The following is a 24,471-nucleotide window of genomic DNA, read 5'->3' on the forward strand; positions in this document are numbered from 1 at the left end:
CCATGCTGCTGCGTTTTACCAAGATGCACGGGCTGGGCAACGATTTCATGGTCCTCGACCTGGTCAGCCAGCACGCGCACATTCTGCCCAAACACGCTAAACAGTGGGGCGACCGTCACACCGGCATTGGCTTCGACCAATTGCTGATCGTCGAGGCGCCAAGCAACCCGGAAGTGGATTTCCGTTACCGGATCTTCAACTCCGATGGCTCCGAAGTGGAACAGTGCGGCAACGGCGCGCGCTGTTTCGCGCGCTTTGTACTGGACAAGCGCCTGACCGCCAAGCGCCAGATTCGGGTCGAAACCAAGAGCGGCGTCATCGAGCTGGACATTCGCAGCGACGGCCAGATCAGCGTCAACATGGGCGCGCCACGTTGGGTGCCGGCGGACATTCCGTTTCAGGCCACCGAGCAGGCCACCCGTTACGCGCTGGACGTTGATGGCAAGACGGTGGATATCGCCGCCGTCTCGATGGGCAACCCCCATGCCGTGCTGCGTGTCGACGACATCAATAATGCCCCGGTGCATGAGCTGGGGCCGAAAATCGAACATCACCCGCGCTTTCCGGCACGGGTCAATGTGGGCTTCCTGCAGGTGATCGACCGTTCCCGCGCGCAATTGCGTGTGTGGGAACGCGGTGCCGGCGAAACCCAGGCCTGCGGCACCGGCGCTTGCGCCGCAGCCGTTGCCGCGATCAGCCAGGGGTGGATGGATTCGCCGCTGTTGATCGACCTGCCTGGTGGGCGTTTGTCCATCGAGTGGGCAGGCCCTGGCCACCCGGTGATGATGACCGGGCCGGCCTCGCGCGTATACGAAGGACAGGTCCGTCTATGAGTGAGCAAATCTAATGACCGATAAGCCTCAAGTACCCGCCGAAGCGTCCCCGAGCGAAAGTCTGGAGGCCGCTGCTGTCGCGGCGTACCTTGAGGCTAATCTGGACTTCTTCAGCCTGCACGAAGAACTGTTGCCCGCCCTGCGAATCCCCCACCAACGCGGCGATACCGTGTCGCTGGTGGAGCGGCAGATGCAGATCCTGCGCGAGCGCAATATCGAAATGCGCCACAAACTCTCGCACCTGATGGACGTGGCCCGCGACAATGACCGTCTTTTCGAAAAGACCCGTCGCCTGATTCTTACCCTGATGGACGCCACTAGTCTGGAAGAAACGGTGATCGCCGTGGAAGACAGCCTGCGCCAGGATTTCCAGGTGCCGTTTGTGAGCCTGATCCTGTTCAGCGACAACCCGATGCCGGTAGGTCGCTGGGTCAGCGCAGGCGACGCGCAAACCGCGATTGGCGGCTTACTCTCGGAAGGCAAGACCATCAGCGGCACACTGCGCGAGCATGAGCTGGACTTCCTGTTTGGCGCCGAACAGCGCAAGCAGATTGGCTCCACCGCCGTGGCCGCCCTGAGCCATCAAGGCCTGCACGGCGTCTTGGCCATCGCCAGCCGCGACCCGCAGCACTACAAAAACTCGGTGGGCACGCTGTTCCTGACCTATATCGCCGAAGTGCTGGGCCGGGTTCTTCCGCGCTTCACCACCGCCTTGCGCGCGGTGCGCTAGCCATGGAACGGCAACTGGACGCTTATTGCGCTCACTTGCGCAACGAGCGCCAGGTGTCGCCCCATACGCTGGAAGCCTATCGACGGGACTTGAACAAGGTCCTGGCATACTGCGAAAAACATCAGATTGCCAGCTGGAAAGCCCTGGATATCCAGAGCCTGCGCAGCCTGATCGCGCGGCTGCACCAGCAAGGCCAGTCCTCGCGCAGCCTGTCGCGGCTGCTGTCGGCGGTGCGCGGCCTGTATCACTACCTAAACCGCGAAGGCCTTTGCGACCACGACCCGGCCAACGGCCTGGCCCCGCCGAAGGGCGAACGGCGCCTGCCTAAGACCCTGGACACCGACCGCGCCCTGCAATTGCTCGACGGCGCCGTCGAGGATGACTTCCTCGCCCAACGCGACCAGGCAATCCTTGAGCTGTTCTATTCCTCGGGCCTGCGTCTGTCGGAACTGACCGGCCTGAACCTCGACCAACTGGACCTGGCGGACGGCCTGGTGCAAGTACTTGGCAAGGGCAGCAAGACCCGCGTGCTGCCAGTTGGCCGCAAGGCTCGGGAAGCCTTGCGACTGTGGTTGCCGCTGCGGGCATTGGCCAACCCGGTGGACGATGCCGTGTTTATCAGCCAGCAAGGCCGACGCCTGGGGCCACGGGCCATTCAAGTGCGGGTCAAGGCTGCGGGCGAACGCGAGCTAGGGCAGAACCTGCACCCGCACATGCTGCGTCACTCTTTTGCCAGCCACATGCTCGAGTCGTCACAGGACCTGCGCGCGGTTCAGGAACTGCTCGGCCACTCCGACATCAAGACCACGCAGATCTACACCCACCTCGACTTCCAGCACCTGGCAACGGTGTACGACAGCGCCCATCCACGGGCCAAACGCATCAAGGGCGGCGACTCATGAGTATCAAGCTGATCACCTTCGACCTGGACGACACACTCTGGGACAACGTACCCGTCATCATCGGCGCCGAAGCGTCGATGCGCGAGTGGCTGGCGGTGCACGCCACCAAGGTCGGCGACTTGCCTCTGGAACATTTCGCCAGCCTTCGCCAGCAAGTGCTGGAACGCCATCCTGAGCTCAAATACCGCATCAGCCTCCTGCGCCACCGGGTGCTGATGCACGCCTTTGAAGACGCCGGTTATCCACAGCCCGAAGCCAGGGAAATGGCGGACGTGTGCTACGAAGCGTTCATTCATGCTCGGCACCAGCTCACGCCATTCCCTGAAGCCGAGCCGATGTTGCAGGCGCTGCACCAGCACTTCCTGCTTGGGGTAATCACCAACGGTAACGCTGACGTGCAGCGTGTGGGCCTGGCGGACTATTTTCACTTCGCCCTGCGCGCCGAAGATATCGGCATTGCCAAGCCGGATGCGCGGTTGTTTCAGGAAGCGTTGCAGCGTGGTGGCGTAGATGCCGGTCAGGCGGTGCATATCGGCGATCACCCCGGCGATGACATCGCCGGGGCGCAGCAGGCAGGGCTTCGCGCGGTGTGGTTTAACCCGACGGGCAAAGCTTGGGAAGCGGATAAGCGCCCGGATGCGCAAATTCGTAGCTTGAACGAGTTGCCCCCGTTGCTTCGCAGTTGGCAGTAACGCTATAGCCGCAACACTAAAGATCAAAATGTGGGAGCGGGCTTGCTCGCGCCCACATGGGTATGTGTCGCCTTGTAGAAGTTTGTTACAGCCATGAAAAAGCCCGCAGCGACGGCGGGCTTTTTCTTACAAGCGGGAGCTGACCTCAGATAGGTCGGCTGCCGTACTTGTTATCCGGCTTCTTCGGTGGGTCTGCCACCACGTTGGCTTCGACTTCCTGCACTTTGCCGCCTTTAGCGAGGAATTCTTCCATCGCACGGGCCAGCGCATCGCGCTCTTTGTTCTTGGCTTCAACGCTCGGCAGCTCATCTACCGAAACAGCGGCCTTGGCTTTGCCTTTGGCTACTTTAACAGGCGCGTCATCGCCACCGTCATCGCCTTCGTCAGGACCGTCTTCAACCGCTGCCGCGTCAAGACTATCGTCGGCCTCGTCGTCGCCTACTTCAAGTTCGTCGTTTTCCAGATCATCGTCGCTCATGTTCTACCTCATAACTTGCGAAAAGCAGATTAGTTATAGCCCAGCTTCACCCTCTGTCGAGGTCGCCGGAAAAAAATCACATCCACTGGATAACCAGTGGCTTACGCCCCATCACCGTGCAAGGTGGCGAGGACTTTACGAGCACCGCCCTGATCACGGTGCTCGCCCAGATAAACACCTTGCCAAGTCCCTATCGCCAAGCGGCCGGCCTTGACCGGCAAACTCAGCTGGCAGCCCAGGAGACTGGCCTTAAAGTGCGCCGGCAGATCATCCGGACCTTCGTCGTTGTGTTCGAACCCTGCACGCCCTTGCGGCACCAGCGAGTTGAAAAAACGCTCGAAGTCACGGCGAACCGCCGGATCGGCATTCTCGTTGACCGTCAACGAGGCCGAGGTGTGCTGCAGCCACAAATGCAACAGGCCCACACGACACGCCTTCAATTCAGGCAAGCCGGCGAGCAACTCATCCGTTACCAAGTGAAAGCCCCGGGGCTTGGCCCGCAGGGTTATCAGGGTCTGTTGCCACATACAGTTCTCCGCCCATCGGCGCGCATTCTAGCGCGCTCAGGGAAAAAACAAAGTGCCGAATACGCCTACATGCATGTAAGACTTTTGCACGATGAAAAGTACCGTGTGCGCCCCATCACAAACGCGCAGCAAAAACCGGTACAGCTTCCTATCACTGACAAACGCCAGGCAAAAAAATGCCCGGCAAGCCGGGCATGTTTTTTCGCGTACTTACAAGTTGTAGCCGCGCTCGTTGTGTTTCGCCAGGTCGAGGCCGACAGCCTCTTCTTCTTCGGTAACCCGCAGGCCCATGACCGCATCCAGCACCTTGAGGATGATGAAGGTCACGATAGCCGTGTAGATCACGGTGAAGCCGACGCCTTTGCACTGGATCCACACTTGCGCCGCGATGTCAGTGGTCGCCGCGTTGAAGCCGCCCAGCGAAGGGGCAGCGAACACGCCGGTCAGGATCGCGCCAAGGATACCGCCGATACCGTGCACGCCGAAGGCGTCCAGGGAGTCGTCGTAGCCCAGTTTGCGTTTCAGGGTAGTGGCGCAGAAGAAGCACACCACGCCCGCCGCCAGGCCGATCACCAGGGCGCCCATTGGGCCCACGGTGCCGGCCGCCGGGGTGATTGCAACCAGGCCGGCAACTACGCCCGAGGCGATGCCCAGTGCGCTTGGTTTGCCGTGAGTGACCCACTCGGCGAACATCCAGCCCAGCGCCGCCGCAGCGGTAGCGATTTGAGTGACCAACATCGCCATACCGGCAGTGCCGTTGGCCGCAGCAGCGGAACCAGCGTTGAAGCCGAACCAACCGACCCACAGCATGGCCGCACCGACCAGGGTGTAACCCAGGTTGTGAGGCGCCATCGGGGTGGTCGGGAAGCCTTTACGCTTGCCGAGCACCAGGCACGCCACCAGGCCAGCCACACCGGCGTTGATGTGCACCACGGTGCCGCCCGCGAAATCCAGTACGCCCCAGTCACCCAGCAACGAACCCGGACCGCCCCACACCATGTGGGCAATCGGTGCGTAGACCAGGGTGAACCAGACGCCCATGAAGATCAGCATCGCGGAGAACTTCATACGCTCGGCGAAAGCACCGACGATCAGCGCAGGCGTGATGATGGCGAACGTCATCTGGAAGGTGACGAACACCGCCTCAGGAAACAGCGCCGCAGGGCCGGTAATGCTCGCCGGGGTCACACCCGACAGGAACAGTTTGGACAGGCCGCCCACGAACGAGTTGAGGTTGACGACGCCTGCTTCCATACCGGTGGTGTCGAACGCCATGCTGTAGCCGTAAACGAACCACAAGATAGTGATCAAACCGGTGATGGCGAAGCACTGCATCATCACGGAAAGAATGTTTTTGGAGCGAACCATGCCGCCGTAGAACAGCGCCAGGCCTGGAATGGTCATGAACAGCACCAGCGCGGTAGACGTGAGCATCCACGCCGTGTCGCCGGAATTGAGGACTGGAGCGGGGGCTGGGTCCGCCGCCAATGCCAAGGCCGGCATTACGAGGGACAACAGGGCTCCTAGCCCTGCGAATTTACGCAGAGTCATATTGTTTTCTCCTGGGGCGTTGGGGGTTTGGCGGCTTAGATTGCGTCGGTATCGGTTTCGCCGGTACGGATGCGAATAGCCTGTTCCAGATTGACCACGAAGATCTTGCCGTCACCGATCTTGCCGGTGTTGGCCGCCTTGGTTATCGCCTCGATAACCCGGTCAAGATCCTTGTCGTCAATGGCGACATCAATCTTCACCTTCGGCAGGAAATCGACCACGTATTCCGCGCCGCGATACAGCTCGGTGTGACCCTTCTGCCGACCGAAGCCTTTGACCTCAGTAACGGTAATGCCCTGCACGCCGATCTCGGACAACGACTCGCGTACATCGTCCAACTTGAACGGCTTGATGATGGCAGTGACTAGCTTCATGAAAACTCTCTCCCGAATTGGTGGACTTGCCCCAGGAAAACAAACCCGTCTCAAGTCTAAGCGCAGTGCCTGGCTTTGTAACGCTTCGTCGCCTTGGCATTTGCCATTGCGTCGCTCGCTAACCACTGGTGACGAAACCTGTACCCCTGATCCGTCGGCGCACTGCATTCGTCACAGCGACTGCATCAGTGCATGGGTCATGAACGTCTAAGCAGAAAGCTTGCCAGCTCCGTAAAAATCACTGAAATCAGTCCTTTGCCCACTTATGCCCACCTGCGGGGCTTACCGGCGACCGCAATGCGCACAAAAACAGTGCGCGGCCACACAGAGCTCTGCGCGAAAAGCGTGCGCCGCGCAGCCGTGGAAGGACTATAGACGCTGCGTGATACACTGCCGGCCAACAGTTTTCCGGAATACTTCCCATGCTCGCGCCTAAAGACCTCCTCGATGCCCTGAGCGGCCACGCCTCTCGCCTGTTCAGCGGCGACACCCCGCTGCCCCGCAACGAAATCGAAAGCCAGTTCAAGGCATTGTTGCAGAGCGGTTTCAGCAAGCTCGACCTGGTGAGCCGCGAAGAGTTTGATAGCCAGATGGTCGTGCTCGCCCGCACGCGTGCACGGTTGGAGAGCCTGGAGGCGAAGGTGGCGGAGTTGGAAGCGCGGTTGGCCCCCACTGCTGAGTAACTGCCACAACTCAGTCAACTGTGGGAGCGGGCTTGCCCGCTCCCACAGTTGTTTTGCACTGCACCTTGGATACGTTCTGTAAAACCTCCCCCGCCTCGCTCTTCCCCACCTCGCCTACCCTTGAAAAACCCGCAGGAAGCGGCCTCTTTTTCAAGGAACGAGCATGTCCCTCGCCATCGTCCACAGCCGCGCCCAGATCGGCGTCGAAGCCCCCGCCGTCACTGTTGAAGTGCATATGGCCAATGGTCTGCCGTCCCTGACACTGGTGGGCTTGCCCGAAACTGCGGTCAAGGAAAGCAAGGACCGCGTGCGCAGCGCCATCCTCAACTCGGCGCTGCAATATCCAGCCCGGCGCATCACCCTCAACCTCGCGCCCGCCGACCTGCCCAAGGACGGCGGGCGGTTTGATTTGGCGATTGCCCTCGGAATTCTGGCAGCCAGTGTGCAGGTGCCGGCATTGATGCTCGATGACGTGGAATGCTTAGGCGAGTTGGCACTGTCCGGCGAGGTGCGAGCAGTGAAAGGCGTGTTGCCTGCCGCGCTGGCGGCGCGCAAAGCCGGACGCACCGTGATAGTGCCTCGAGCGAATGCCGAGGAAGCGTGCCTGGCCTCGGGGTTGAAGGTGATTGCGGTGGATCACTTGCTCCAGGTGGTGGCGCACTTGAATGGGCATGTGCCGATTGAGCCTTACAAGTCAGACGGCCTGCGGTACTTGAACAAACCCTACCCCGACTTGAGTGAGGTGCAGGGCCAGTTGGCGGCTAAACGCGCCTTGCTCATCGCGGCGGCAGGCGCGCATAACCTGCTGTTCAGCGGGCCGCCTGGCACCGGCAAAACCTTGCTCGCCAGCCGCTTGCCCGGTTTGCTGCCGCCACTGAGTGAACAGGAAGCCTTGGAAGTGGCGGCGATTCAGTCGGTGGTCAGCCTGGCGCCGCTGAGCCATTGGCCGCACCGCCCGTTTCGCCAGCCGCACCATTCGGCGTCGGGGCCGGCACTGGTGGGCGGCGGGTCAAAACCGCAACCGGGGGAAATCACCCTCGCCCATCATGGTGTGTTGTTTCTGGATGAGTTGCCGGAGTTCGATCGCAAGGTGCTGGAAGTGCTGCGCGAACCGCTTGAGTCGGGGCACATCGTAATTTCCCGCGCGCGCGACCGGGTGAGTTTCCCGGCACGCTTTCAACTGGTGGCCGCCATGAACCCCTGCCCTTGCGGCTATTTGGGCGAACCGAGTGGCCGCTGTCGGTGTACGCCGGAGCAGATTCAGCGCTATCGCAATAAACTCTCGGGGCCGTTGCTGGACCGGATCGACTTGCACCTGACCGTCGCCCGGGAAACCACGGCACTTAACCCGACCCAACAGCCTGGCGATAACACGGCGAAGGCCTCGGCCGAGGTTGCCGAAGCCCGCGAACGCCAACTAAAGCGCCAGGGTTGCGCCAATGCCTTCCTTGATCTGCCCGGTTTACGCAAACACTGCCAACTGGCAAAAGCCGATGAAGGCTGGCTGGAAAGCGCCTGCGAGCGGCTGACGCTGTCGTTGCGAGCGGCTCACCGTTTGCTCAAGGTGGCGCGCACGCTGGCCGACCTTGAGCGGGTCGAGCACATCGCTCGGCATCATTTGGCTGAGGCATTGCAGTACAGGCCTGCGGCGGTGGGCTAGCCTGAAAACCCAAACCTTTGGCACGCCGGCTTTCGTGGCGAGCAGGCTTGTTGTGGCGAGCCCGCTCGACATAGAGAAATGTGACGGCAGCCGACAGTTACCTAAGCGCGCAAATCCAGCAACAGCCTCGCCACTTCCATCACCTCATCCAGCACCGCTTCTGCCGACTCGGTGGAGGGATTCAGCATCAAGTCATCGGCATAACCCATCGCCATCGCGAAGATCTGCCGGGCAGCGCGCCGGGGCGAATCACAACGAAACACGCCTGCGATGACACCCTGTTCGATCACCTCGGCGAGCATGCCTTGCCATTGGGCGTTGATCACCAGATACGCCTGGGCCATTTGCGGGTCGTGCATCGCCTCGTCCCAGGCATCCAGCCACAACGCCCAACCGGCGTCGGCGGTGCACGGCAGGCAGTCGCGCAGAAAACCCACCAATGCTTCAAGCGGCGGCACGCCCACCAGTGGCGCGCGCACTTCGTCCAACTGTTCGTTGGCGAAACGCACGAAGGCTTCGCGGCGCAGTTCATTCCAGTCGCTGAAGTAGTGGTAGACGTGGCTACGCGACAGGCCGGCATGTTCGGCCAGGTCGCGGGTGGACACATCGGCAAACCCCTTGCTGCGAAACAGCTCCAAGGCAGCGGCGATGATCTGGTCTTTACGGTCGATACGCGACATGAGCAGTTCCTTCGGGCGCCGGTAGATAAACGGCGCTTGCATTTTGAGCGATCGCTCAAGGATACTTGAGCAGTCGCTCAATAATAGCGTCTATCACTCCTTTGGTGCACCCCATGTCATCCGTCACCCCACACATTCTGATCGAAGAAAGCAAGAAAATCGGCCAACAGTCCGCCAGCCAAACGTTGAAAGCCATCGCTCGGGCTTATCCCGGCAAGCTGTTCTGCACCTTGTCGCTGGTTGCGCTGGAGAATGCGCTGCTGCTGGCGTACCCGCTGTTTGCCGGGTTCGCGGTGGATTCAATTATCCGTGGCGATGCCGGCAGTGCGTTGTTCTACGCCGCCGTCGTCTTGGCGTTCTGGGTCGTCGGCGCGGCGCGTCGTGCGTTGGACACGCGCACCTTCACGCGGATCTACGCCGACCTCGCGGTGCCGGTGATCCTCAACCAGCGCCTGCAAAACCACAGCACCTCACGGGCTGCGGCGCGGGTGGTGTTGGCGCGGGACTTTGTCGACTTCTTCGAAAAACACGTGCCGATCATCGCCACGGCGTTGGTGTCGATCGTCGGCGCGGCGGTAATGTTGTTGGTGATCGAACCGTGGATCGGCCTGGCATGCCTGAGCGCCTTGCTGTTGTGCACCACGTTGCTGCCACGCTTTGCACGGCGCAATCAGGCGTTGCATGAACGCTTGAATGACCGCCTGGAGAAGGAGATCGGCCTGGTAGAAAAGGTCGGTGCACAGACCTTGCAGCGTCACTATCAGGTGCTGTCGCGCTTGCGCATCTGGCTGTCAGATCGCGAGGCCGCCGCGTTCCTGTTTATCGGTACGCTGGCAGCCTTACTGTTTGTGGTCGCGATCAGCCAGTTGGCGTTGTCGCCGGCGGTCAAGGCCGGGCACGTGTACGCGGTGATGACCTACCTGTGGACCTTCGTCAGCAGCCTGGACGAAGCGCCAGGCATGGTCGATCAACTGGCGCGGCTCAAGGACATTGGCAAGCGCGTGGATCCTGGCCTGGGCGAGCGCTAGGTATCGGTCGCAACCACGTTATCCAACGCCCTGGCCACTCGCAGGCCTTGGCGACCTCTTCTGGAGGGGCACGCATTGTCACGTTCCTTGCTTGACCGTCGCCACCGCTTCGGAAACCGGCGTAACCTGCACGCTGCGACGTGGCAAGCGGCCATTGAGCAGTGCGTACGCGGCCAATCCGATCAGCAATCCCCAAAACGCCCCACCGATCCCCAGTAGGGTGATATTTGCGGCGCACGCCAGAAAGGTGATCAGCGAGGCCTCTCGGGATGCGACGTCAGCCATAGCGTTGGCGAGGCTGGCGCCAATGGTGCCAAGCAGGGCCAACCCGGCCAGTGTGGTAATGAACGCCGCCGGGAGCGCCATGAATACGGCGGCCAGCGTCACCCCGAAAACCCCGACGAGTATGTAGAACACGCCTGCGGCAACCCCCGCGACCCAACGCTTGTGCGGATCCTGCGAAGCTTCCTTGCCCGTGCAAATGGCGGCGGTGATCGCTGCGACGTTGAACGCGTGAGAGCCGAACGGTGCCATTAACAACGAGCCCAGCCCGGTAACCGTCAAGATAGGGTTGGCGCTGGTCTTAAAACCATCGTTACGCAATACCAGCATACCCGGCATGTACTGGCCCGTGAGGGTGATCAGAAACAGCGGGAGCGCCACACTAAGCAGCGCATTGAGCGAGAACTGCGGCGCGGTGAATACCGGCGCGGCCAACTGCAAGGACAGGCTCGACAGATCCACGCGCCCCTGCAGCAGCAGAAATGCCAGCCCCAGCGCCAAAATGCCAACGACGGCGTAGCGGGCAGTAAACCGCTTGAGTACCCCATAAGCGGCAATCAACAACCCGACCAAGACAGGGTCCAGGCTCATGCCACCAAACGCGCCGATGCCGAACTGCAGCAGAATGCCCGCCAGCATGGCCGCAGCAATGCCCGGCGGAACCAGCCGGATGACTTTTTCAAAGAAACCGGACAGCCCCAGCAGTACAAACGCAGCGGCTGAAATCATGTAAGCGCCGACCGCCTCGGCGTAGGGCGTGGCAGAGAGCGCGACCACCAGAAACGCTGCGGCGGGGGTCGACCACGCGGTGATAATCGGTTCACGGCTCAGCCAACTGAGAAACAGCCCGGTCACGCCAACGCCGATTGAAATCGACCAAACCCACGAGGCTGTCAGTTCCGGACTGAGCCCGGCCACCTTGGCAGCCTGAAACACCAGAATAAACGTGCCGCCATAATTGACGATGACTGAAATCAGCCCCGCAATCACGGGAGGAAAAAGGTCGCGCAGGCGTAGCGACGACGGCGATACCAGAGAAGGCATGGGTGTGTTGCTCCTTGCAATAAGAGGGATTGAGCCTCGCGTGATGGGTCAGTTACCGGGGAAAAGCCTGAGACACAGGTCCAAGCCTACGGCTAGACTGGCCTGCCGCTATAGACCAATTCATCCAAATAGGGCAGACCGCATGGCAAAAACCTTCGAGCTGGAAACGCTGCAGATGCGGCTTAACGAGGATGAGTTTCAGCTTCTGGATCTGCACCAACGCATTCAGCGCGCACTGCGTGCGCTTATCCTCGAGGGAGTGCTTGCGCCCGGCCTGAAGCTCCCCGCGACGCGGGTACTGGCCAAGTCATTGGGAATGGCCCGCGATACGGTGGAGAACGCCTACGTGCAGTTACACCGCGATGGTTTTATCGTACGGCGCGAGGGCTCCGGCAGTTATGTGTGCGATGCCATCGGCGCCCAATTGCGCGGCGCCTCCCGCCGACGCATCAAGGCGCAGGAAGTCAAAAGCAGCCAGGCGATAAGCGGCGCCGGCTTGAGCCAGCGGGGGCGGATGATCCTCGACAGCGGTGGCGTGTGCGACCAACAGGTCATCAAAGCATTCGCCACTGGCCTGCCCGAAACCCGCTCCTTCCCGACCGGTGTCTGGGAGCGCCTGCAACGCCAAGTGATGAAAGACTATCGCAGCAGCGTGCTGTTGCACGGCGACCCGCAAGGGGCCGAGCCGTTACGCAACGCCATCGCCACCTACTTGAACCTCGAACGTGGGGCCAAGTGCTCTCCCAATCAGGTGGTGGTGCTGAGCAGTACTCGCCAAGCCCTGTTTCTGTGCGCGCAGTTGCTGGTGGACGTCGGCAAACCGATCCTGCTGGAGAACCCAGGTTACTTTGGCGCCAGGAAAGCCTTTGAAACCGCCGATACCAAGGTGGTGCCCATCGATGTCGATGGTCAGGGCATACGTACCGACTTGCTGCACGCCGACCGCAGTGGCGCCAATTGCGTGTATGTCACGCCCTCTCATCAATACCCGACCGGCGCCACCTTAACGCTGGAGCGACGTTTTGAATTGATCAACTGGGCCGCGGAAAAAGGCAAATGGATCATCGAGGATGACTACGACAGCGAGTTTCACTACGACGGCAAACCCACTGCCTGCGTGCAGGGCCTGGACAAGTATCAGCGCACGCTTTACATCGGCACGTTCAGCAAGACCCTCTACCCCGGCCTGCGCATGGGCTACATGGTGCTGCCCCATGAACTGGCCAAAGCCTTCACCTACGCCCGCAGCATGATGGACGGCCACACGCCGCAAATCCTGCAACTGACACTGGCGCGCTTTATGGAGGACGGTCACTACAACGCCCATGTTCGCGCGATGCGCAAACTCTATGCCGGGCGCCAAGCCATCATGCTCGACGCCATCGGCAAGCACTTGGGCGATGTCGTCACGGCCTCTCGGCCCCAGGGAGGGCTGCAAATTCCCTGCCTGTTGCACGAGGGTTGGTCGGAAGAAAACACCATCCGCCAGGCCGCCAGCGCAGGCGTGCAACTGCCCGGTCTCAGCCGGTTGTATGCCGGCGACGAAAAGAAACAGGGCTGGCTATTGGGCTACTCGTCCTTGAACGCACATGAAATCGAAACCGCCATGCTGCGCCTGGCGAACGCGCTCAAAACCCGCTAGTCCACGGGCCATAGGGGCTGCTCGCTGGCAGGCGCTTTTGTGGCACCTTCAGCGAAACCGGTCTACCTCATGGCGCAAACCGGCCGCCAGGGTTTCCAGTTCCTTGGCGGTAACGGCCAGGTTGGACACCACCTCACGCTGCTCGCTGTTGGCCAGCGCAATGCTCTGCAAGTTACTGCTGAGCAACGTCGCGGTGCTGCTTTGCTCTTGAGTGGCGGTGGTGATCGCCGCGAACTGCTGACCGGCCGAGCGGCTTTGTTCGTCGATACGCGCCAGGGCCGAGGCCACATCAGCGTTGCGCGACAAGCCTTCCTGCATCAACACATTGCCTTGTTCCATGGTGCTGATGGCGTTGCCGGTTTCCTGCTGAATGCTTTGGATCATCCCGGAGATTTCATCGGTCGCCTGGCGCGTACGCGAGGCCAGGTTGCGCACTTCGTCGGCGACCACGGCAAAACCACGGCCTTGTTCGCCGGCCCGGGCGGCTTCGATGGCCGCGTTAAGCGCCAACAGGTTGGTCTGTTCGGCAATCGAGGTGATCACGCCGACGATCCCGCCGATCTCCTGGGAGCGTTCCCCCAACGTGTTGATCACGGTGGCCGTGCTGTTCAGCGCGGCGGCGATATGTTCCAAGGACGACGACGCTTCTTGCATCGAGGTGCGGCCGATACGGGTTTGCTGCGCGTTTTCCTGGGCCAACCGCTCGGTGTTGCCCATGTTGTCGGCGATGTTCAGCGAGGTGGCGCTGAACTCTTCCACTGCGCCGGCCATGCTAGTGATCTCGCCGGACTGTTGCTCCATGCCCTCATAGGCACCGCCAGACAAGCCGGACAATGCCTGAGCACGGCTGTTAACGTCTTCAGCCGCTTTTCGAATGTGCGAAACCATCGTCGACAGCGCCTCGCCCATCTGGTTGAAGCTGCGCGCCAATTGGCCGATTTCGTCATGGCTGGACACATTGAGGCGCGCGCTCAAATCGCCCGCGCCTAGGGCTTCGGCTTGGCGCACCAAATCACTCAGTGGCTGCAATTTGCTGCGCAGCAGCCACACCGCCGCACTCACCGCGAGCAACATCGCCAGTACGCTGCCGATTACCAGGCGAATACCCACCGCCCAGGTCACTGCGCGGATTTCAGACTTCGGCATGCTCGCCACCACCGCCCACGGGCCGCCGTCGAACGGTACCGAGACACTGTAGAAATCTTCGTTCTTGTCGCTCCAGAAGCTGCCTTTGCCTGGGTTCTTGGCCAGGTCGAGCATCACCGGGATCGCCTGGTCCAGCGCCTGCACACCGGCCGGTGGCACCAGCCAGTGTTTCTGTTCGTCCAACAGGGCCAGAGAGCCGGTCTGGCCGATACGGAAGCGCTTGAGGTTATCGAACTGGGCCTTCTGCGCGTCGGTGTAATCGAAACCGACAAACAGCACCGCAATCACCTTGCCAGCAGCATCGCGAACAGGGGTGTACTGGGTCATGTAGGAGCGGTCAAACAACACAGCTCGGCCGACATAACTCTGCCCGGCGAGCAGCCGTTGATAAGCCGGATGCTGGTGGTCCAGGGCCGTACCAATGGCGCGGCTGCCGTCTTGCTTGGCCAGGGATGTACTGACGCGAATGAAGTCTTCGCCGCTGCGCACGAATACGGTGGCCACACCGCCGGAGGTGTCCTTGAATTCGTCGACCTCATCGAAATCGTTGTTCAACAGGACGCTGCCCAGGAACAGGCTCGGCGTCTGTACGCCTGCCACCGTGACCTGCTGCTCACCACGCAGGCTCAAACCGGCGCCGAAGCGCTTTTCAAACAGCCCGCTCAAACGCTGGGTACTCTCGCGCAAGGTGCTGTGGAAGGTATTGAGTTGGTCGGCGAGCAAGCGCGCCTCGCTGGCCAGGTGTTCCTCGCGGGTGTCGAGGTTGGCTGAGTCGAGGGAACGCAAGGCGAAAACCGTACTGCCGCTGATGACGACAGCCAGAATCACGGCGAGTGCGAGGCCTAACTGGGAGGCAATCCGAGCACGAGGTTGAGACATGACAGCTCCTGGCCGAGGCCAGGATCATCCTGATCTCATAGCGCAGCTCGGCAAATTATCGAGTGGGAAACGTTGGCACGGTTGCTCCAACACACCTTATTCGGCGGGCGCGGGAAATACTTGAGCGATTCACAGGGGTATCGCGCAAACGATTGCCTGAACGGACTGCAAAGCGTCAATCCAGGCGCTCGACCTGGGGCAATTCCATGGCCTTGACCTCACCCTGGAGAAACTCCGCCAACCGCCGTAAGCGCTCGCCGCCGGGACGGGTTTTAGGCCACACCAAATAGTAATTTTCCCCACTCGCCACCGCCGTCGGCCACGGCAGGCTCAAGCGCCCCTGAGCCACGTCTTCGGCGACCATCAGCAGGTCGCCCATGGATACGCCGTAACCCCGCGCGGCGGCGATCATGCCCAGCTCCAAGGTGTCGAACACCTGCCCGCCCTTGAGTGACACCTGGGACGACAACCCCATGCGCTCGAGCCAGTTGCGCCAGTCGCGGCGGTCGGGCGTTGGGTGCAGCAGCTCAGCGGACGCCAGGCGTGTGACATCCCAGGGCCCATCCTCCAGCAGGTTCGGGGCGCCCACCGGGATCAGCAACTCAGGGAACAAGTAGCTGGCCTCCCAGTCCGCCGGAAAATGCCCGTAGCTCAGCAATACCGCACAATCGAACGGCTCCTGATTGAAGTCCACTTCATCCACGCTCATCCACGCGCTGGTCAGTTGCACCTCATTGCCCGGCTGCAACGCCCGGAAGCGGCTCAGCCGCGCCAGCAACCAACGCATGGTCAAGGTGGACGGCGCTTTCATGCGCAGGATGTCGTCTTCGGCATTCAGGGTGTGGCAGGCGCGTTCCAATGCCGCGAAGCCCTCGCGCACACCAGGCAGCAGCAGGCGCGCCGCCTCGGTGAGCTGCAGGTTGCGGCCACTGCGCTGGAACAGGCGGCAGGCGAAATGCTCTTCGAGCGTGCGGATATGCCGGCTGACAGCACTTTGCGTGATCGAAAGTTCCTCCGCCGCTCGGGTGAAAGAGTTGTGCCGTGACGCCGCCTCAAATGCGCGCAAGGCATACAACGGAGGGAGACGACGTGGCATAGATGAACCTGCGACAGAGTAATACCGAACCCTATCATGAGTTTTAATCATGCGAACGATCGCTTTTATCCTTTTGTGTAATGCGTGGAGAGCGCCGAGAATCGACCCTTCCCCACCCCTCTGACTTGTTGAGCGTGATGATCATGCAGCATCCAGTGCGTACTGAACTCTGGGCCATTCTGCGGCTGTCAGGGCCGTTGATTGCCTCACAGTTGGCGCACATGTTGATGGTGCTGACCGACACCCTGATGATGGCCCGCCTGAGCCCCGAAGCCTTGGCCGGTGGCGGCCTGGGCGCAGCAAGCTATTCGTTCGTGGCGATTTTCTGCATCGGCGTGATTGCCGCTGTGGGCACCCTTGTGGCCATCCGCCACGGCGCGGGCGACATCGAAGGCGCCACCCGCCTGACCCAGGCCGGGCTTTGGCTCGCCTGGCTGATGGCCTTGGTGGCCGGCTTGCTGCTATGGAACCTCAAGCCCGTGCTGCTGATGTTTGGGCAAACCGAAACCAACGTGCACGCGGCAGGGCAATTCCTGACCATTCTGCCGTTCGCCCTGCCCGGCTACCTGAGCTTCATGGCCTTGCGTGGTTTCACCAGCGCCATCGGCAAGGCCACCCCGGTGATGGTGATCAGCCTGTGCGGTACGGTGCTCAACTACGTCCTCAACCACGCATTGATTGAAGGCATGTTTGGCCTGCCCAAATTGGGCTTGATGGGCATCGGCCTGGTCACTGCAATCGTCGCCAACAGCATGGCCTTGGCACTGATGTGGTACATCCGCAGTAACCGGGCTTACGCCGCCTACCCGCTGAGTTCGGGCCTACTGCGCCTCAACACCCAGTATTTGCGCGAGTTGTGGCGCCTGGGCCTGCCGATTGGCGGCACCTATGCGGTGGAAGTCGGCTTGTTCGCCTTCGCGGCGCTGTGCATGGGCACCATGGGCAGTACGCAGTTGGCAGCCCACCAGATTGCCCTGCAGATTGTCTCGGTGGCGTTCATGGTGCCGGCGGGAATGTCGTACGCGATCACCATGCGCATCGGCCAGCATTACGGCGCCGGGCAGTTGCTGCAGGCACGCATGGCGGGACGCGTCGGCATCGGCTTTGGCGCGGTGGTGATGTTGGGATTTGCGGCGGTGTTGTGGCTGTTTTCCGACCCTCTTATCGGGCTCTTCCTCGACCACAACGACCCGGCCTTCCACGACGTTATCGTCCTGGCCGTCAGCTTGCTGGCCGTAGCCGCATGGTTTGAGCTGTTCGACGGTGTGCAAACCATCGCCATGGGCTGCATCCGTGGGCTGAAGGATGCCAAGACCACCTTTCTGGTGGGCTTGGGCTGCTATTGGCTGATCGGCGCGCCGGCGGCGTGGTTGATGGCCTTCACCCTCGGCTGGGGGCCAACCGGTGTGTGGTGGGGTTTGGCGCTGGGCCTGGCGTGTGCGGCCGTCAGCCTGACGTGGGCGTTTGAGGCGAAGATGAAGCGGATGATTCGCCGGGAGCCGGAAATACAGCCTGTATTTCGTGCCGCACAGACAGAGTAAAAGCCTTACTCGAGCAAAATGTGGGAGCGGGCTTGCTCGCGAATGCGGCGGATCAGTCGATAGGTTCGGTGACTGACACTCCGTATTCGCGAGCAAGCCCGCTCCCACATTTTTGATTGGGCTCGCAATTCAACCCAGCAGCGCCTGCTGGCTCTTACCGAAGGTCAAATACTCCACCAACTCCGGCAACGGCAACGGCTTGCTGATCAGGTAGCCCTGGGCTTGGTCGCAGCCGAACAAGCGCAACAGCGCCAGCTGCTCAGGGGTTTCCACGCCTTCGGCCACCACTTCCAGGTTGAGGTTGTGGGCCAGGTTGATCATGGCGTGCACCAGCTTGCGGTTTTCTTCGCGCTCCTCCATACCGCCGACAAAGCTCTTGTCGATCTTCAGCAAGGCAATGGGCAGGCTGTTGAGGTGCACAAAGGACGAAAACCCGGTGCCGAAGTCATCCAAGGAAAACCGCACACCCAAGCGGCCGAGGGCGTCCATGGTCTGTTTGACCAAGTCACTGCGACGCATCACGGCGGTTTCGGTCAGTTCGAATTCCAGCCACTGTGCCTCCACACCCCGCTCGGCAATCAGCCGGCTGAGGGTCGAGAGCAATTGGCTGTCCTGGAACTGTCGAAACGACAGGTTGACCGCCATGTGCAGCGGCGGCAGGCCGCGTTCGCGCAGGTCTTGCATGTCGCGCAGGGCCCGCGAGATCACCCAGTAGCCCAGCGGCACGATCAGGCCGCTTTGTTCGGCCAGCGGCACGAATTCGCTGGGCGCCAGCAGGCCGCGTTCGCCGTGGCGCCAGCGCACCAAGGCTTCCAGGCCGACGATATGCCCGTCGTCCAGGTCCAGGCGCGGTTGGTAGTGCAGTTCCAGTTCGTCACGGCGCAACGCACGGCGCAGTTCACTTTCCAGGTCGGCCAAGCTGCGTGCGTTGCGGTTGATACGTTCGTTGAAGATATGAAAAGTGCAGCCTTGAGTGCTTTTGGCTTGCTGCATAGCGATGTGTGCGTGCCACATCAACGGGTCGGCACCGGCGCGCGCGCGGGCATGCGCCACGCCTAGGCTGCAGCCAATCAGCAGGCTTTCGCCATCCACCCAATAGGGTTCGGCCATGGCTTCGGTGATGCGTTCAGCCATCCACTCAGCACGCTGGGGCGCGCGGCGGGTGTCAATCAGCAGGGCGAATTCGTCGCTGCCAAGGCGCGCCAGTTGATCGCCGGCTTCGAGCTGGCCCTTAAGGCGCGAGACCACTTGCAAGATCAGCCGGTCACCGGCCTGGTGGCCTAATGCGTCGTTGGCATGCCGGAAATTGTCGAGATCGAGGTGGCCGAGGGCCAGGCCGCGGCCTTCGTTTTCAGCCAATCGCGCCGCCAGCAAGGTCTGGAACCCCTGGCGATTGGCGATACCCGTGAGCGGGTCCTGTTCGGCCAGGCGCTGTAAAGTCGTCTCCAGCACGCCGCGCTCGCGGACATGGCGCAAGCAGCGGCGCAACGTGTCGGCATCCAATACATCGCGGATCAACCAATCGCTCACACCCAGCGGCGAAACCAGCGGTTCCTGTTCCAACAGCAATACACACGGCAGATTGCAGCGGCCGGGGCCGGGTTGCAGGCTGGGCGTGGTCAATAGCACGGCACTGTGATCGTCATCGAACAGACGACTCACCGAGTCCCAGTTGGGCGCACTGATCAGCACAGCCCCATCGCCCATCGGCGCCAGGCACTCGCGCAACAACGCTGCCCACGCTGGCTCATCGGCCAGTAGCAGCAAACGCAAGGGTTCGACAGGCGTAGACAAGCTAGCTCCCTAGACTCTGCAAAATTTCGTTGGCGGCCGGCATTATGACGCGCGGCCTGATAATCACCAATGATAAGGGTTATCAAATACGCTAGCTGTAAGGATTAGCCTCAGAAAGCCCCTACATCCTGCGGCAAAGTATCAAAACCGGCAAATATAGATCGAGTGGTACGTCACACTGTCGTTCTGTAAGAGCAGAATCCTGCGAGCCTGTTAAAATGCCCGCCCTTTTGAACAACGACGCCTAAAATTCTGTATGTCCCGACTCAATCCCCGGCAGCAAGAAGCCGTGAACTACGTCGGCGGCCCTCTATTGGTGCTCGCCGGTGCTGGCTCCGGCAAGACCAGCGTGATCACCCGCAAGATCGCGCACCTGATCCAGAACTGCGGCATCCGCGCCCAGTACATCGTCGCCATGACCTTTACTAACAAGGCGGCGCGCGAAATGAAAGAGCGTGTCGGCACGCTGCTCAAGGGCGGCGAAGGCCGTGGCCTCACCGTGTGTACCTTCCACAACCTGGGCCTGAACATCATCCGCAAGGAGCATGCACGGCTGGGCTATAAGCCGGGCTTCTCGATCTTCGATGAGACCGATGTGAAGTCGCTGATGACTGACATCATGCAAAAGGAGTACGCAGGCGACGACGGCGTGGATGAGATCAAGAACATGATCGGCGCCTGGAAAAACGACCTGATCCTGCCGCCCCAGGCCCTGGAAAACGCACGCAACCCCAAGGAACAGACCGCCGCCATTGTCTACACCCACTATCAGCGCACGCTCAAGGCGTTCAACGCAGTGGACTTCGACGACCTGATCCTGCTGCCGGTGAAACTGTTCGAGGAACACGCCGACATCCTCGAAAAATGGCAGAACAAAGTCCGCTACCTGCTGGTGGACGAATACCAGGACACCAACGCCAGCCAATACCTGCTGGTGAAAATGCTGATCGGCAAGCGCAACCAGTTCACCGTGGTAGGCGACGACGACCAGTCGATCTACGCCTGGCGTGGCGCGCGCCCGGAAAACCTGATGCTGCTCAAGGACGACTACCCGTCCCTGAAAGTGGTGATGCTGGAGCAGAACTACCGCTCCACCAGCCGCATCCTGCGCTGCGCCAACGTGCTCATCTCCAACAACCCCCACGAGTTTGAAAAACAACTGTGGAGCGAGATGGGCCATGGCGACGAGATTCGCGTGATCCGTTGCCGCAACGAAGACGCTGAAGCCGAGCGCGTAGCCGTCGAATTGCTGACGCTGCACCTGCGTACCGATCGGCCCTACAGCGACTTTGCGATCCTGTATCGCGGCAACTACCAGGCCAAGCTGATCGAGCTGAAGCTGCAGCACCACCAGATTCCCTATCGGCTTTCGGGTGGCAACAGCTTTTTCGGACGCCAGGAAGTAAAAGACCTGATGGCCTACTTCCGCCTGATCGTGAACCCGGACGACGACAACGCCTTCCTGCGCGTGATCAACGTGCCGCGTCGGGAGATCGGCTCCACCACCCTGGAAAAGCTCGGTAACTACGCCACCGAACGCAAGATCTCGATGTACGCCGCCACCGACGAAATCGGCCTGGGCGAACACCTGGACACGCGCTTCACCGACCGCCTGTCGCGCTTCAAACGCTTCATGGACAAGGTGCGCGAGCAGTGCGCCGGCGAAGATCCGATCAGCGCGCTGCGCAGCATGGTCATGGACATCGACTATGAAAACTGGCTGCGCACCAACAGTTCCAGCGACAAAGCCGCCGATTACCGCATGGGCAACGTCTGGTTCCTGATCGAAGCGTTGAAAAACACGCTGGAGAAGGACGAAGACGGCGAGATGACTGTCGAAGACGCCATCGGCAAGCTGGTGCTGCGCGACATGCTCGAGCGCCAGCAAGAAGAGGAAGACGGTGCCGAAGGCGTGCAGATGATGACCTTGCATGCCTCCAAGGGCTTGGAATTCCCCTACGTGTTCATCATGGGCATGGAAGAGGAAATCCTCCCGCACCGTTCCAGTATCGAAGCCGACACCATCGAAGAAGAACGGCGCCTGGCCTACGTGGGCATTACCCGCGCGCGTCAAACCCTGGCCTTCACCTTTGCCGCGAAACGTAAGCAATACGGCGAAATCATCGATTGTGCCCCCAGCCGGTTCCTCGACGAGCTACCGCCGGACGACCTGGCCTGGGAAGGCAATGACGACACCCCGACCGAGGTGAAGGCCGTTCGCGGCAACACCGCCTTGGCGGATATACGCGCGATGTTAAAGCGCTAGAATCGACTACTTTTTAATCTACTTTCGGCGCACACCGCGCCATTAGAGGAAGCTTTCCGTGGAAGCACTGCACAAGAAAATTCGCGAAGAAGGCATCGTGCTTTCCGATCAGGTACTCAAGGTCGACGCCTTTTTGAACCACCAGATCGACCCGGCGCTGATGAAACTGATCGGCGACGAATTCGCCGCGCGGTTCAAGGATTCGGGCATCACCAAGATCGTCACCATCGAAGCCTCGGGCATCGCACCGGCGATCATGACCGGCCTGAACCTTGGCGTACCGGTGATTTTTGCCCGCAAGCAGCAATCCCTGACGCTGACGGAAAACCTGTTGTCGGCGACCGTGTATTCCTTCACCAAGAAGGTCGAAAGCACCGTGGCAATTTCCCCGCGCCACCTGACCAGCAGCGACCGCGTGCTGGTGATCGATGACTTCCTGGCCAATGGCAAGGCGTCCCAGGCGCTGATCTCGATCATCAAACAAGCCGGCGCAACCGTGGCGGGCTTGGGGATTGTGATCGAGAAGTCATTCCAGGGCGGCCGTGCGGAGCTGGATGCGCAGGGTTATCGGGTTGAGTCGTTGGCGCGGGTTAAGTCGCTGGCGGGTGGGGTTGTGACCTTTATCGAGTAATCGATAACACCCCAAATAATTGGGGTGGGCACAATTCAAAATGTGGGAGCTGGCTTGCCTGCTCCCACATTTGATTTGTGGTGCCTGTCAGTGCGCGGTGGCCTGCAGGCCGGCGAGCAGCAAACGCTGGTAAAGATCCTCTTTCAGCCCGTCCGGCTTGTCCAGCCGCATCCGCTCCAGATGCTTGGGAAACACCTGCGACTCCGGTGCGTCCAGCGCCGCCTTGCCCAGCTCCAGAATCTCCGTCAGCTTGAATTTGCTCTTGAGCCAGTTCAATGCTCGCAACAGATCCTTTTCCTCCTCCGTGAAGTCGGAGCCCAACGGATACTCCGGAAACAAACGGCGATGTCGCGCCTGAATATCCTGGAGCCGCTGCGGCGTATTGTCGGCAAAGCGCGGGGCCAGCTGGAAATCCTTGGGCAACTTGCCAGCCTTTTGCGCCTGTTCGATCAAGTCACCCTGAAAGCGCGAGTCGGTAATATTCAGCAGCGCCTCAATCACTTTGGCATCTGTCTGCCCACGCAAATCGGCAATCCCGTACTCGGTGATCACGATATCGCGCAGGTGGCGAGGAATGGTGCAGTGGCCGTACTCCCAGACGATATTGGAACTGACCTCACCCGCCGACTCGCGCCAGCTGCGCAGGATCAGGATCGAACGCGCGCCTTCCAATGCATGGCCCTGAGCAACGAAGTTGTATTGCCCGCCGACGCCGCTGAGCACGCGGCCGTCTTCCAACTGATCAGCGACACCTGCGCCGAGCAGCGTCACTATGATCGCGCTGTTGATAAACCGCGCGTCCAGGCGCTGCAGGCGCTTGAGTTCTTCCTGACCGTAGAGCTCGTTGATGTAGCTGATGCGGGTCATGTTGAATTCCAGGCGCTTGGCGTGAGTCATTTCCTGCAAGCGCTGGTAAAAACTGCGCGGCCCGAGGAAGAAGCCGCCATGAATCGAAATGCCGTCAGGTTGAGCTGCGTCATCCAGAGTGCCTGCGTTGGCTTGCTGCTGTGTCGCCACATCTGGGTAGACCTTGCGACGGATAATCCCGGCATCGGCCAGTACCAGCAGGCCGTTGACGAACATTTCGCTGCAACCGTACAAGCCATGGGCGAACGGCGCGACGCCGCCCTCATGGCTGATCAGCGGCGCCCATTGGTACACATCGAGGTCGGTCAACAGCAATCGATAGGCTTCGTTGTCGGCTTGACGCGCCAGCAAGGCGGCGGTCAGCGCATCGCCCATGGAGCCGATGCCGATCTGCAAGGTGCCGCCATCGCGCACCAAGGTACTGGCATGCAGACCGATAAAGTGGTCCTGAAAACCCACGGGCATGTTCGGTGTGGAGAACAGCGTGGTGCTGTCCTTTTTGTCGATCAAATAGTCGAATTCTCCCATGCCCCATTCGGCGTCGCCGGGCATGTAGGGCAAGTCGCTGTGCACCTGGCCAACGATCAGAATGGTTTCCCCTGCCTCGCGGCGCTTCTCGATCATGGGCAGCAGGTCGAGCGTGATATCGGGGTTGCAGCTCAAACTCAGGCGATCCGGATGCTCGGTGCTGCTGGCCACCAACTGCGCCACCAGATTCAGGCCGGCAGCGTTGATATCTCGTGCCGCGTGGCTGTAATTGCTGCTGACGTAATCCTGCTGCGCCGACGCACTGTGAAGCAGGCTGCCGGGTTGCATGAAGAACTGCTGCACGCGGATATTGGCCGGCAGGCTGTCCTTGTGCAGGTCAGCGAGAAAATCCAGCTCAGGGTAATCACCGAACACCCGCTCGATAAAGGGTTCGAGAAAGCGCCTTTGCAAACCATCGCCCATGGTTGGGCGGCCCAAGGCCAGCGCGGTGTAAATCGTCAGCGCCCGCTCCGGCAACGTGGCGATGCGCCGGTACAGCGCGTTGACGAACAGGTTGGGCTTGCCCAAGCCAAGGGGCATGCCCATGTGGATATGCGCGGGCAAACGCGCCAGTACGTCGTCAACTGCTTGCTCGATTGAACACAACTGCACCATCC

21 protein-coding genes are annotated in these 24,471 nt (G+C 60.9%); 11 read left to right on the plus strand and 10 right to left on the minus strand.

Going from position 1 to position 24,471, the window contains the following annotated elements:
• Positions 1-2: 2 nt before the first annotated feature.
• From dapF to E0F99_RS00525, 4 genes are read left to right on the plus strand one after another with little or no spacing between them, the layout of a single operon-like run.
• A complete protein-coding gene (gene dapF, locus E0F99_RS00510; RefSeq protein WP_083356145.1) occupies positions 3-833 on the plus strand; it encodes a diaminopimelate epimerase in 831 nt (276 codons plus the stop codon).
• Between the two features lie 13 nt (positions 834-846).
• The gene (locus E0F99_RS00515; RefSeq protein WP_083356144.1) at positions 847-1,563 is read left to right on the plus strand and encodes a DUF484 family protein; all 717 of its coding nucleotides are present in this window, start codon (positions 847-849) and stop codon (positions 1,561-1,563) included.
• A gap of 2 nt (positions 1,564-1,565) precedes the next feature.
• On the plus strand, positions 1,566-2,465 hold the full coding sequence (xerC, locus tag E0F99_RS00520; RefSeq protein ID WP_083356143.1) for a tyrosine recombinase XerC: 900 nt from the start codon (positions 1,566-1,568) through the stop codon (positions 2,463-2,465).
• Positions 2,462-3,157 (plus strand): HAD family hydrolase, encoded by a 696-nt coding sequence (locus E0F99_RS00525; RefSeq protein ID WP_083356142.1) that lies wholly within the window; start codon positions 2,462-2,464, stop codon positions 3,155-3,157. Before xerC ends, E0F99_RS00525 begins: the two co-directional genes overlap by 4 nt.
• A gap of 145 nt (positions 3,158-3,302) precedes the next feature.
• On the opposite strand, the gene sutA is transcribed toward E0F99_RS00525, so the two are convergent.
• From sutA to glnK, 4 genes are all read right to left on the minus strand, one after another.
• Positions 3,303-3,635, minus strand: a complete 333-nt coding sequence (gene sutA / locus E0F99_RS00530; RefSeq protein ID WP_083356141.1) for a transcriptional regulator SutA — start codon at positions 3,633-3,635, stop codon at positions 3,303-3,305.
• A 101-nt stretch (positions 3,636-3,736) separates the two neighbouring features.
• Positions 3,737-4,162: a secondary thiamine-phosphate synthase enzyme YjbQ gene (locus E0F99_RS00535; protein WP_083356140.1), complete on the minus strand. Its 426-nt coding sequence runs from the start codon at positions 4,160-4,162 to the stop codon at positions 3,737-3,739.
• 210 nt (positions 4,163-4,372) lie between these two features.
• Positions 4,373-5,713, minus strand: a complete 1,341-nt coding sequence (locus E0F99_RS00540; protein WP_130908677.1) for an ammonium transporter — start codon at positions 5,711-5,713, stop codon at positions 4,373-4,375.
• Positions 5,714-5,748: 35 nt separating this feature from the next.
• Positions 5,749-6,087: a P-II family nitrogen regulator gene (gene glnK / locus E0F99_RS00545; RefSeq protein ID WP_002555808.1), complete on the minus strand. Its 339-nt coding sequence runs from the start codon at positions 6,085-6,087 to the stop codon at positions 5,749-5,751.
• Between the two features lie 422 nt (positions 6,088-6,509).
• Here glnK and E0F99_RS00550 point away from each other — a divergent pair, with 422 nt between their 5' ends.
• Entirely contained in the window at positions 6,510-6,770 is a 261-nt protein-coding gene (locus tag E0F99_RS00550) for an accessory factor UbiK family protein (protein ID WP_053258636.1), read from the plus strand.
• 163 nt (positions 6,771-6,933) lie between these two features.
• Positions 6,934-8,430, plus strand: a complete 1,497-nt coding sequence (locus E0F99_RS00555) for a YifB family Mg chelatase-like AAA ATPase (protein ID WP_083356138.1) — start codon at positions 6,934-6,936, stop codon at positions 8,428-8,430.
• A 101-nt stretch (positions 8,431-8,531) separates the two neighbouring features.
• Here the strand turns inward: E0F99_RS00555 and E0F99_RS00560 are convergent, their stop codons facing one another.
• A complete protein-coding gene (locus E0F99_RS00560; protein ID WP_083360341.1) occupies positions 8,532-9,110 on the minus strand; it encodes a TetR/AcrR family transcriptional regulator in 579 nt (192 codons plus the stop codon).
• Between the two features lie 113 nt (positions 9,111-9,223).
• On the opposite strand from E0F99_RS00560, the gene E0F99_RS00565 reads away from it, so the two are divergent.
• The gene (locus E0F99_RS00565) at positions 9,224-10,138 is read left to right on the plus strand and encodes an ABC transporter six-transmembrane domain-containing protein (RefSeq protein ID WP_083356137.1); all 915 of its coding nucleotides are present in this window, start codon (positions 9,224-9,226) and stop codon (positions 10,136-10,138) included.
• A 78-nt stretch (positions 10,139-10,216) separates the two neighbouring features.
• Here E0F99_RS00565 and E0F99_RS00570 read toward each other — a convergent pair whose 3' ends face one another.
• On the minus strand, positions 10,217-11,464 hold the full coding sequence (locus E0F99_RS00570; protein WP_083356136.1) for a benzoate/H(+) symporter BenE family transporter: 1,248 nt from the start codon (positions 11,462-11,464) through the stop codon (positions 10,217-10,219).
• 142 nt (positions 11,465-11,606) lie between these two features.
• On the opposite strand from E0F99_RS00570, the gene pdxR reads away from it, so the two are divergent.
• Positions 11,607-13,106 (plus strand): MocR-like pyridoxine biosynthesis transcription factor PdxR, encoded by a 1,500-nt coding sequence (gene pdxR, locus E0F99_RS00575; protein ID WP_083356135.1) that lies wholly within the window; start codon positions 11,607-11,609, stop codon positions 13,104-13,106.
• 48 nt (positions 13,107-13,154) lie between these two features.
• Here the strand turns inward: pdxR and E0F99_RS00580 are convergent, their stop codons facing one another.
• Positions 13,155-15,131, minus strand: coding sequence for a methyl-accepting chemotaxis protein (locus tag E0F99_RS00580; RefSeq protein WP_083356134.1), 1,977 nt, complete (start codon positions 15,129-15,131; stop codon positions 13,155-13,157).
• Between the two features lie 175 nt (positions 15,132-15,306).
• On the minus strand, positions 15,307-16,227 hold the full coding sequence (locus E0F99_RS00585) for a LysR substrate-binding domain-containing protein (RefSeq protein ID WP_083356133.1): 921 nt from the start codon (positions 16,225-16,227) through the stop codon (positions 15,307-15,309).
• Between the two features lie 137 nt (positions 16,228-16,364).
• Here E0F99_RS00585 and E0F99_RS00590 point away from each other — a divergent pair, with 137 nt between their 5' ends.
• A complete protein-coding gene (locus E0F99_RS00590) occupies positions 16,365-17,768 on the plus strand; it encodes a NorM family multidrug efflux MATE transporter (protein WP_083356132.1) in 1,404 nt (467 codons plus the stop codon).
• A gap of 129 nt (positions 17,769-17,897) precedes the next feature.
• Here E0F99_RS00590 and E0F99_RS00595 read toward each other — a convergent pair whose 3' ends face one another.
• Entirely contained in the window at positions 17,898-19,562 is a 1,665-nt protein-coding gene (locus E0F99_RS00595; protein WP_130908678.1) for a putative bifunctional diguanylate cyclase/phosphodiesterase, read from the minus strand.
• A 256-nt stretch (positions 19,563-19,818) separates the two neighbouring features.
• Between E0F99_RS00595 and rep the strand changes: the two genes are divergently transcribed.
• Entirely contained in the window at positions 19,819-21,828 is a 2,010-nt protein-coding gene (rep, locus tag E0F99_RS00600) for a DNA helicase Rep (protein WP_017737724.1), read from the plus strand.
• 58 nt (positions 21,829-21,886) lie between these two features.
• Positions 21,887-22,459 (plus strand): xanthine phosphoribosyltransferase, encoded by a 573-nt coding sequence (locus E0F99_RS00605; RefSeq protein WP_053258645.1) that lies wholly within the window; start codon positions 21,887-21,889, stop codon positions 22,457-22,459.
• A gap of 87 nt (positions 22,460-22,546) precedes the next feature.
• On the opposite strand, the gene E0F99_RS00610 is transcribed toward E0F99_RS00605, so the two are convergent.
• Positions 22,547-24,469, minus strand: coding sequence for an acetyl-CoA hydrolase/transferase C-terminal domain-containing protein (locus E0F99_RS00610; RefSeq protein WP_083356130.1), 1,923 nt, complete (start codon positions 24,467-24,469; stop codon positions 22,547-22,549).
• Positions 24,470-24,471: the final 2 nt, after the last annotated feature.

It is taken from the genome of Pseudomonas antarctica (assembly GCF_900624995.1).
GTDB lineage: Bacteria > Pseudomonadota > Gammaproteobacteria > Pseudomonadales > Pseudomonadaceae > Aquipseudomonas > Aquipseudomonas antarctica.

Excerpts from the sequence above, each read along its gene's own strand:
- glnK (WP_002555808.1), bottom strand. The coding sequence starts at position 6,087 with ATGAAGCTAGTCACTGCCATCATCAAGCCGTTCAAGTTGGACGATGTA.
- E0F99_RS00580 (WP_083356134.1), bottom strand. The coding sequence starts at position 15,131 with ATGTCTCAACCTCGTGCTCGGATTGCCTCCCAGTTAGGCCTCGCACTC.
- rep (WP_017737724.1), top strand. The coding sequence starts at position 19,819 with ATGTCCCGACTCAATCCCCGGCAGCAAGAAGCCGTGAACTACGTCGGC.
- E0F99_RS00570 (WP_083356136.1), bottom strand. The coding sequence starts at position 11,464 with ATGCCTTCTCTGGTATCGCCGTCGTCGCTACGCCTGCGCGACCTTTTT.
- xerC (WP_083356143.1), top strand. The coding sequence starts at position 1,566 with ATGGAACGGCAACTGGACGCTTATTGCGCTCACTTGCGCAACGAGCGC.
- pdxR (WP_083356135.1), top strand. The coding sequence starts at position 11,607 with ATGGCAAAAACCTTCGAGCTGGAAACGCTGCAGATGCGGCTTAACGAG.
- E0F99_RS00540 (WP_130908677.1), bottom strand. The coding sequence starts at position 5,713 with ATGACTCTGCGTAAATTCGCAGGGCTAGGAGCCCTGTTGTCCCTCGTA.
- E0F99_RS00585 (WP_083356133.1), bottom strand. The coding sequence starts at position 16,227 with ATGCCACGTCGTCTCCCTCCGTTGTATGCCTTGCGCGCATTTGAGGCG.
- E0F99_RS00550 (WP_053258636.1), top strand. The coding sequence starts at position 6,510 with ATGCTCGCGCCTAAAGACCTCCTCGATGCCCTGAGCGGCCACGCCTCT.
- E0F99_RS00610 (WP_083356130.1), bottom strand. The coding sequence starts at position 24,469 with ATGGTGCAGTTGTGTTCAATCGAGCAAGCAGTTGACGACGTACTGGCG.
- E0F99_RS00565 (WP_083356137.1), top strand. The coding sequence starts at position 9,224 with ATGTCATCCGTCACCCCACACATTCTGATCGAAGAAAGCAAGAAAATC.
- E0F99_RS00555 (WP_083356138.1), top strand. The coding sequence starts at position 6,934 with ATGTCCCTCGCCATCGTCCACAGCCGCGCCCAGATCGGCGTCGAAGCC.
- dapF (WP_083356145.1), top strand. The coding sequence starts at position 3 with ATGCTGCTGCGTTTTACCAAGATGCACGGGCTGGGCAACGATTTCATG.
- sutA (WP_083356141.1), bottom strand. The coding sequence starts at position 3,635 with ATGAGCGACGATGATCTGGAAAACGACGAACTTGAAGTAGGCGACGAC.
- E0F99_RS00535 (WP_083356140.1), bottom strand. The coding sequence starts at position 4,162 with ATGTGGCAACAGACCCTGATAACCCTGCGGGCCAAGCCCCGGGGCTTT.
- E0F99_RS00590 (WP_083356132.1), top strand. The coding sequence starts at position 16,365 with ATGATCATGCAGCATCCAGTGCGTACTGAACTCTGGGCCATTCTGCGG.
- E0F99_RS00525 (WP_083356142.1), top strand. The coding sequence starts at position 2,462 with ATGAGTATCAAGCTGATCACCTTCGACCTGGACGACACACTCTGGGAC.
- E0F99_RS00515 (WP_083356144.1), top strand. The coding sequence starts at position 847 with ATGACCGATAAGCCTCAAGTACCCGCCGAAGCGTCCCCGAGCGAAAGT.
- E0F99_RS00560 (WP_083360341.1), bottom strand. The coding sequence starts at position 9,110 with ATGTCGCGTATCGACCGTAAAGACCAGATCATCGCCGCTGCCTTGGAG.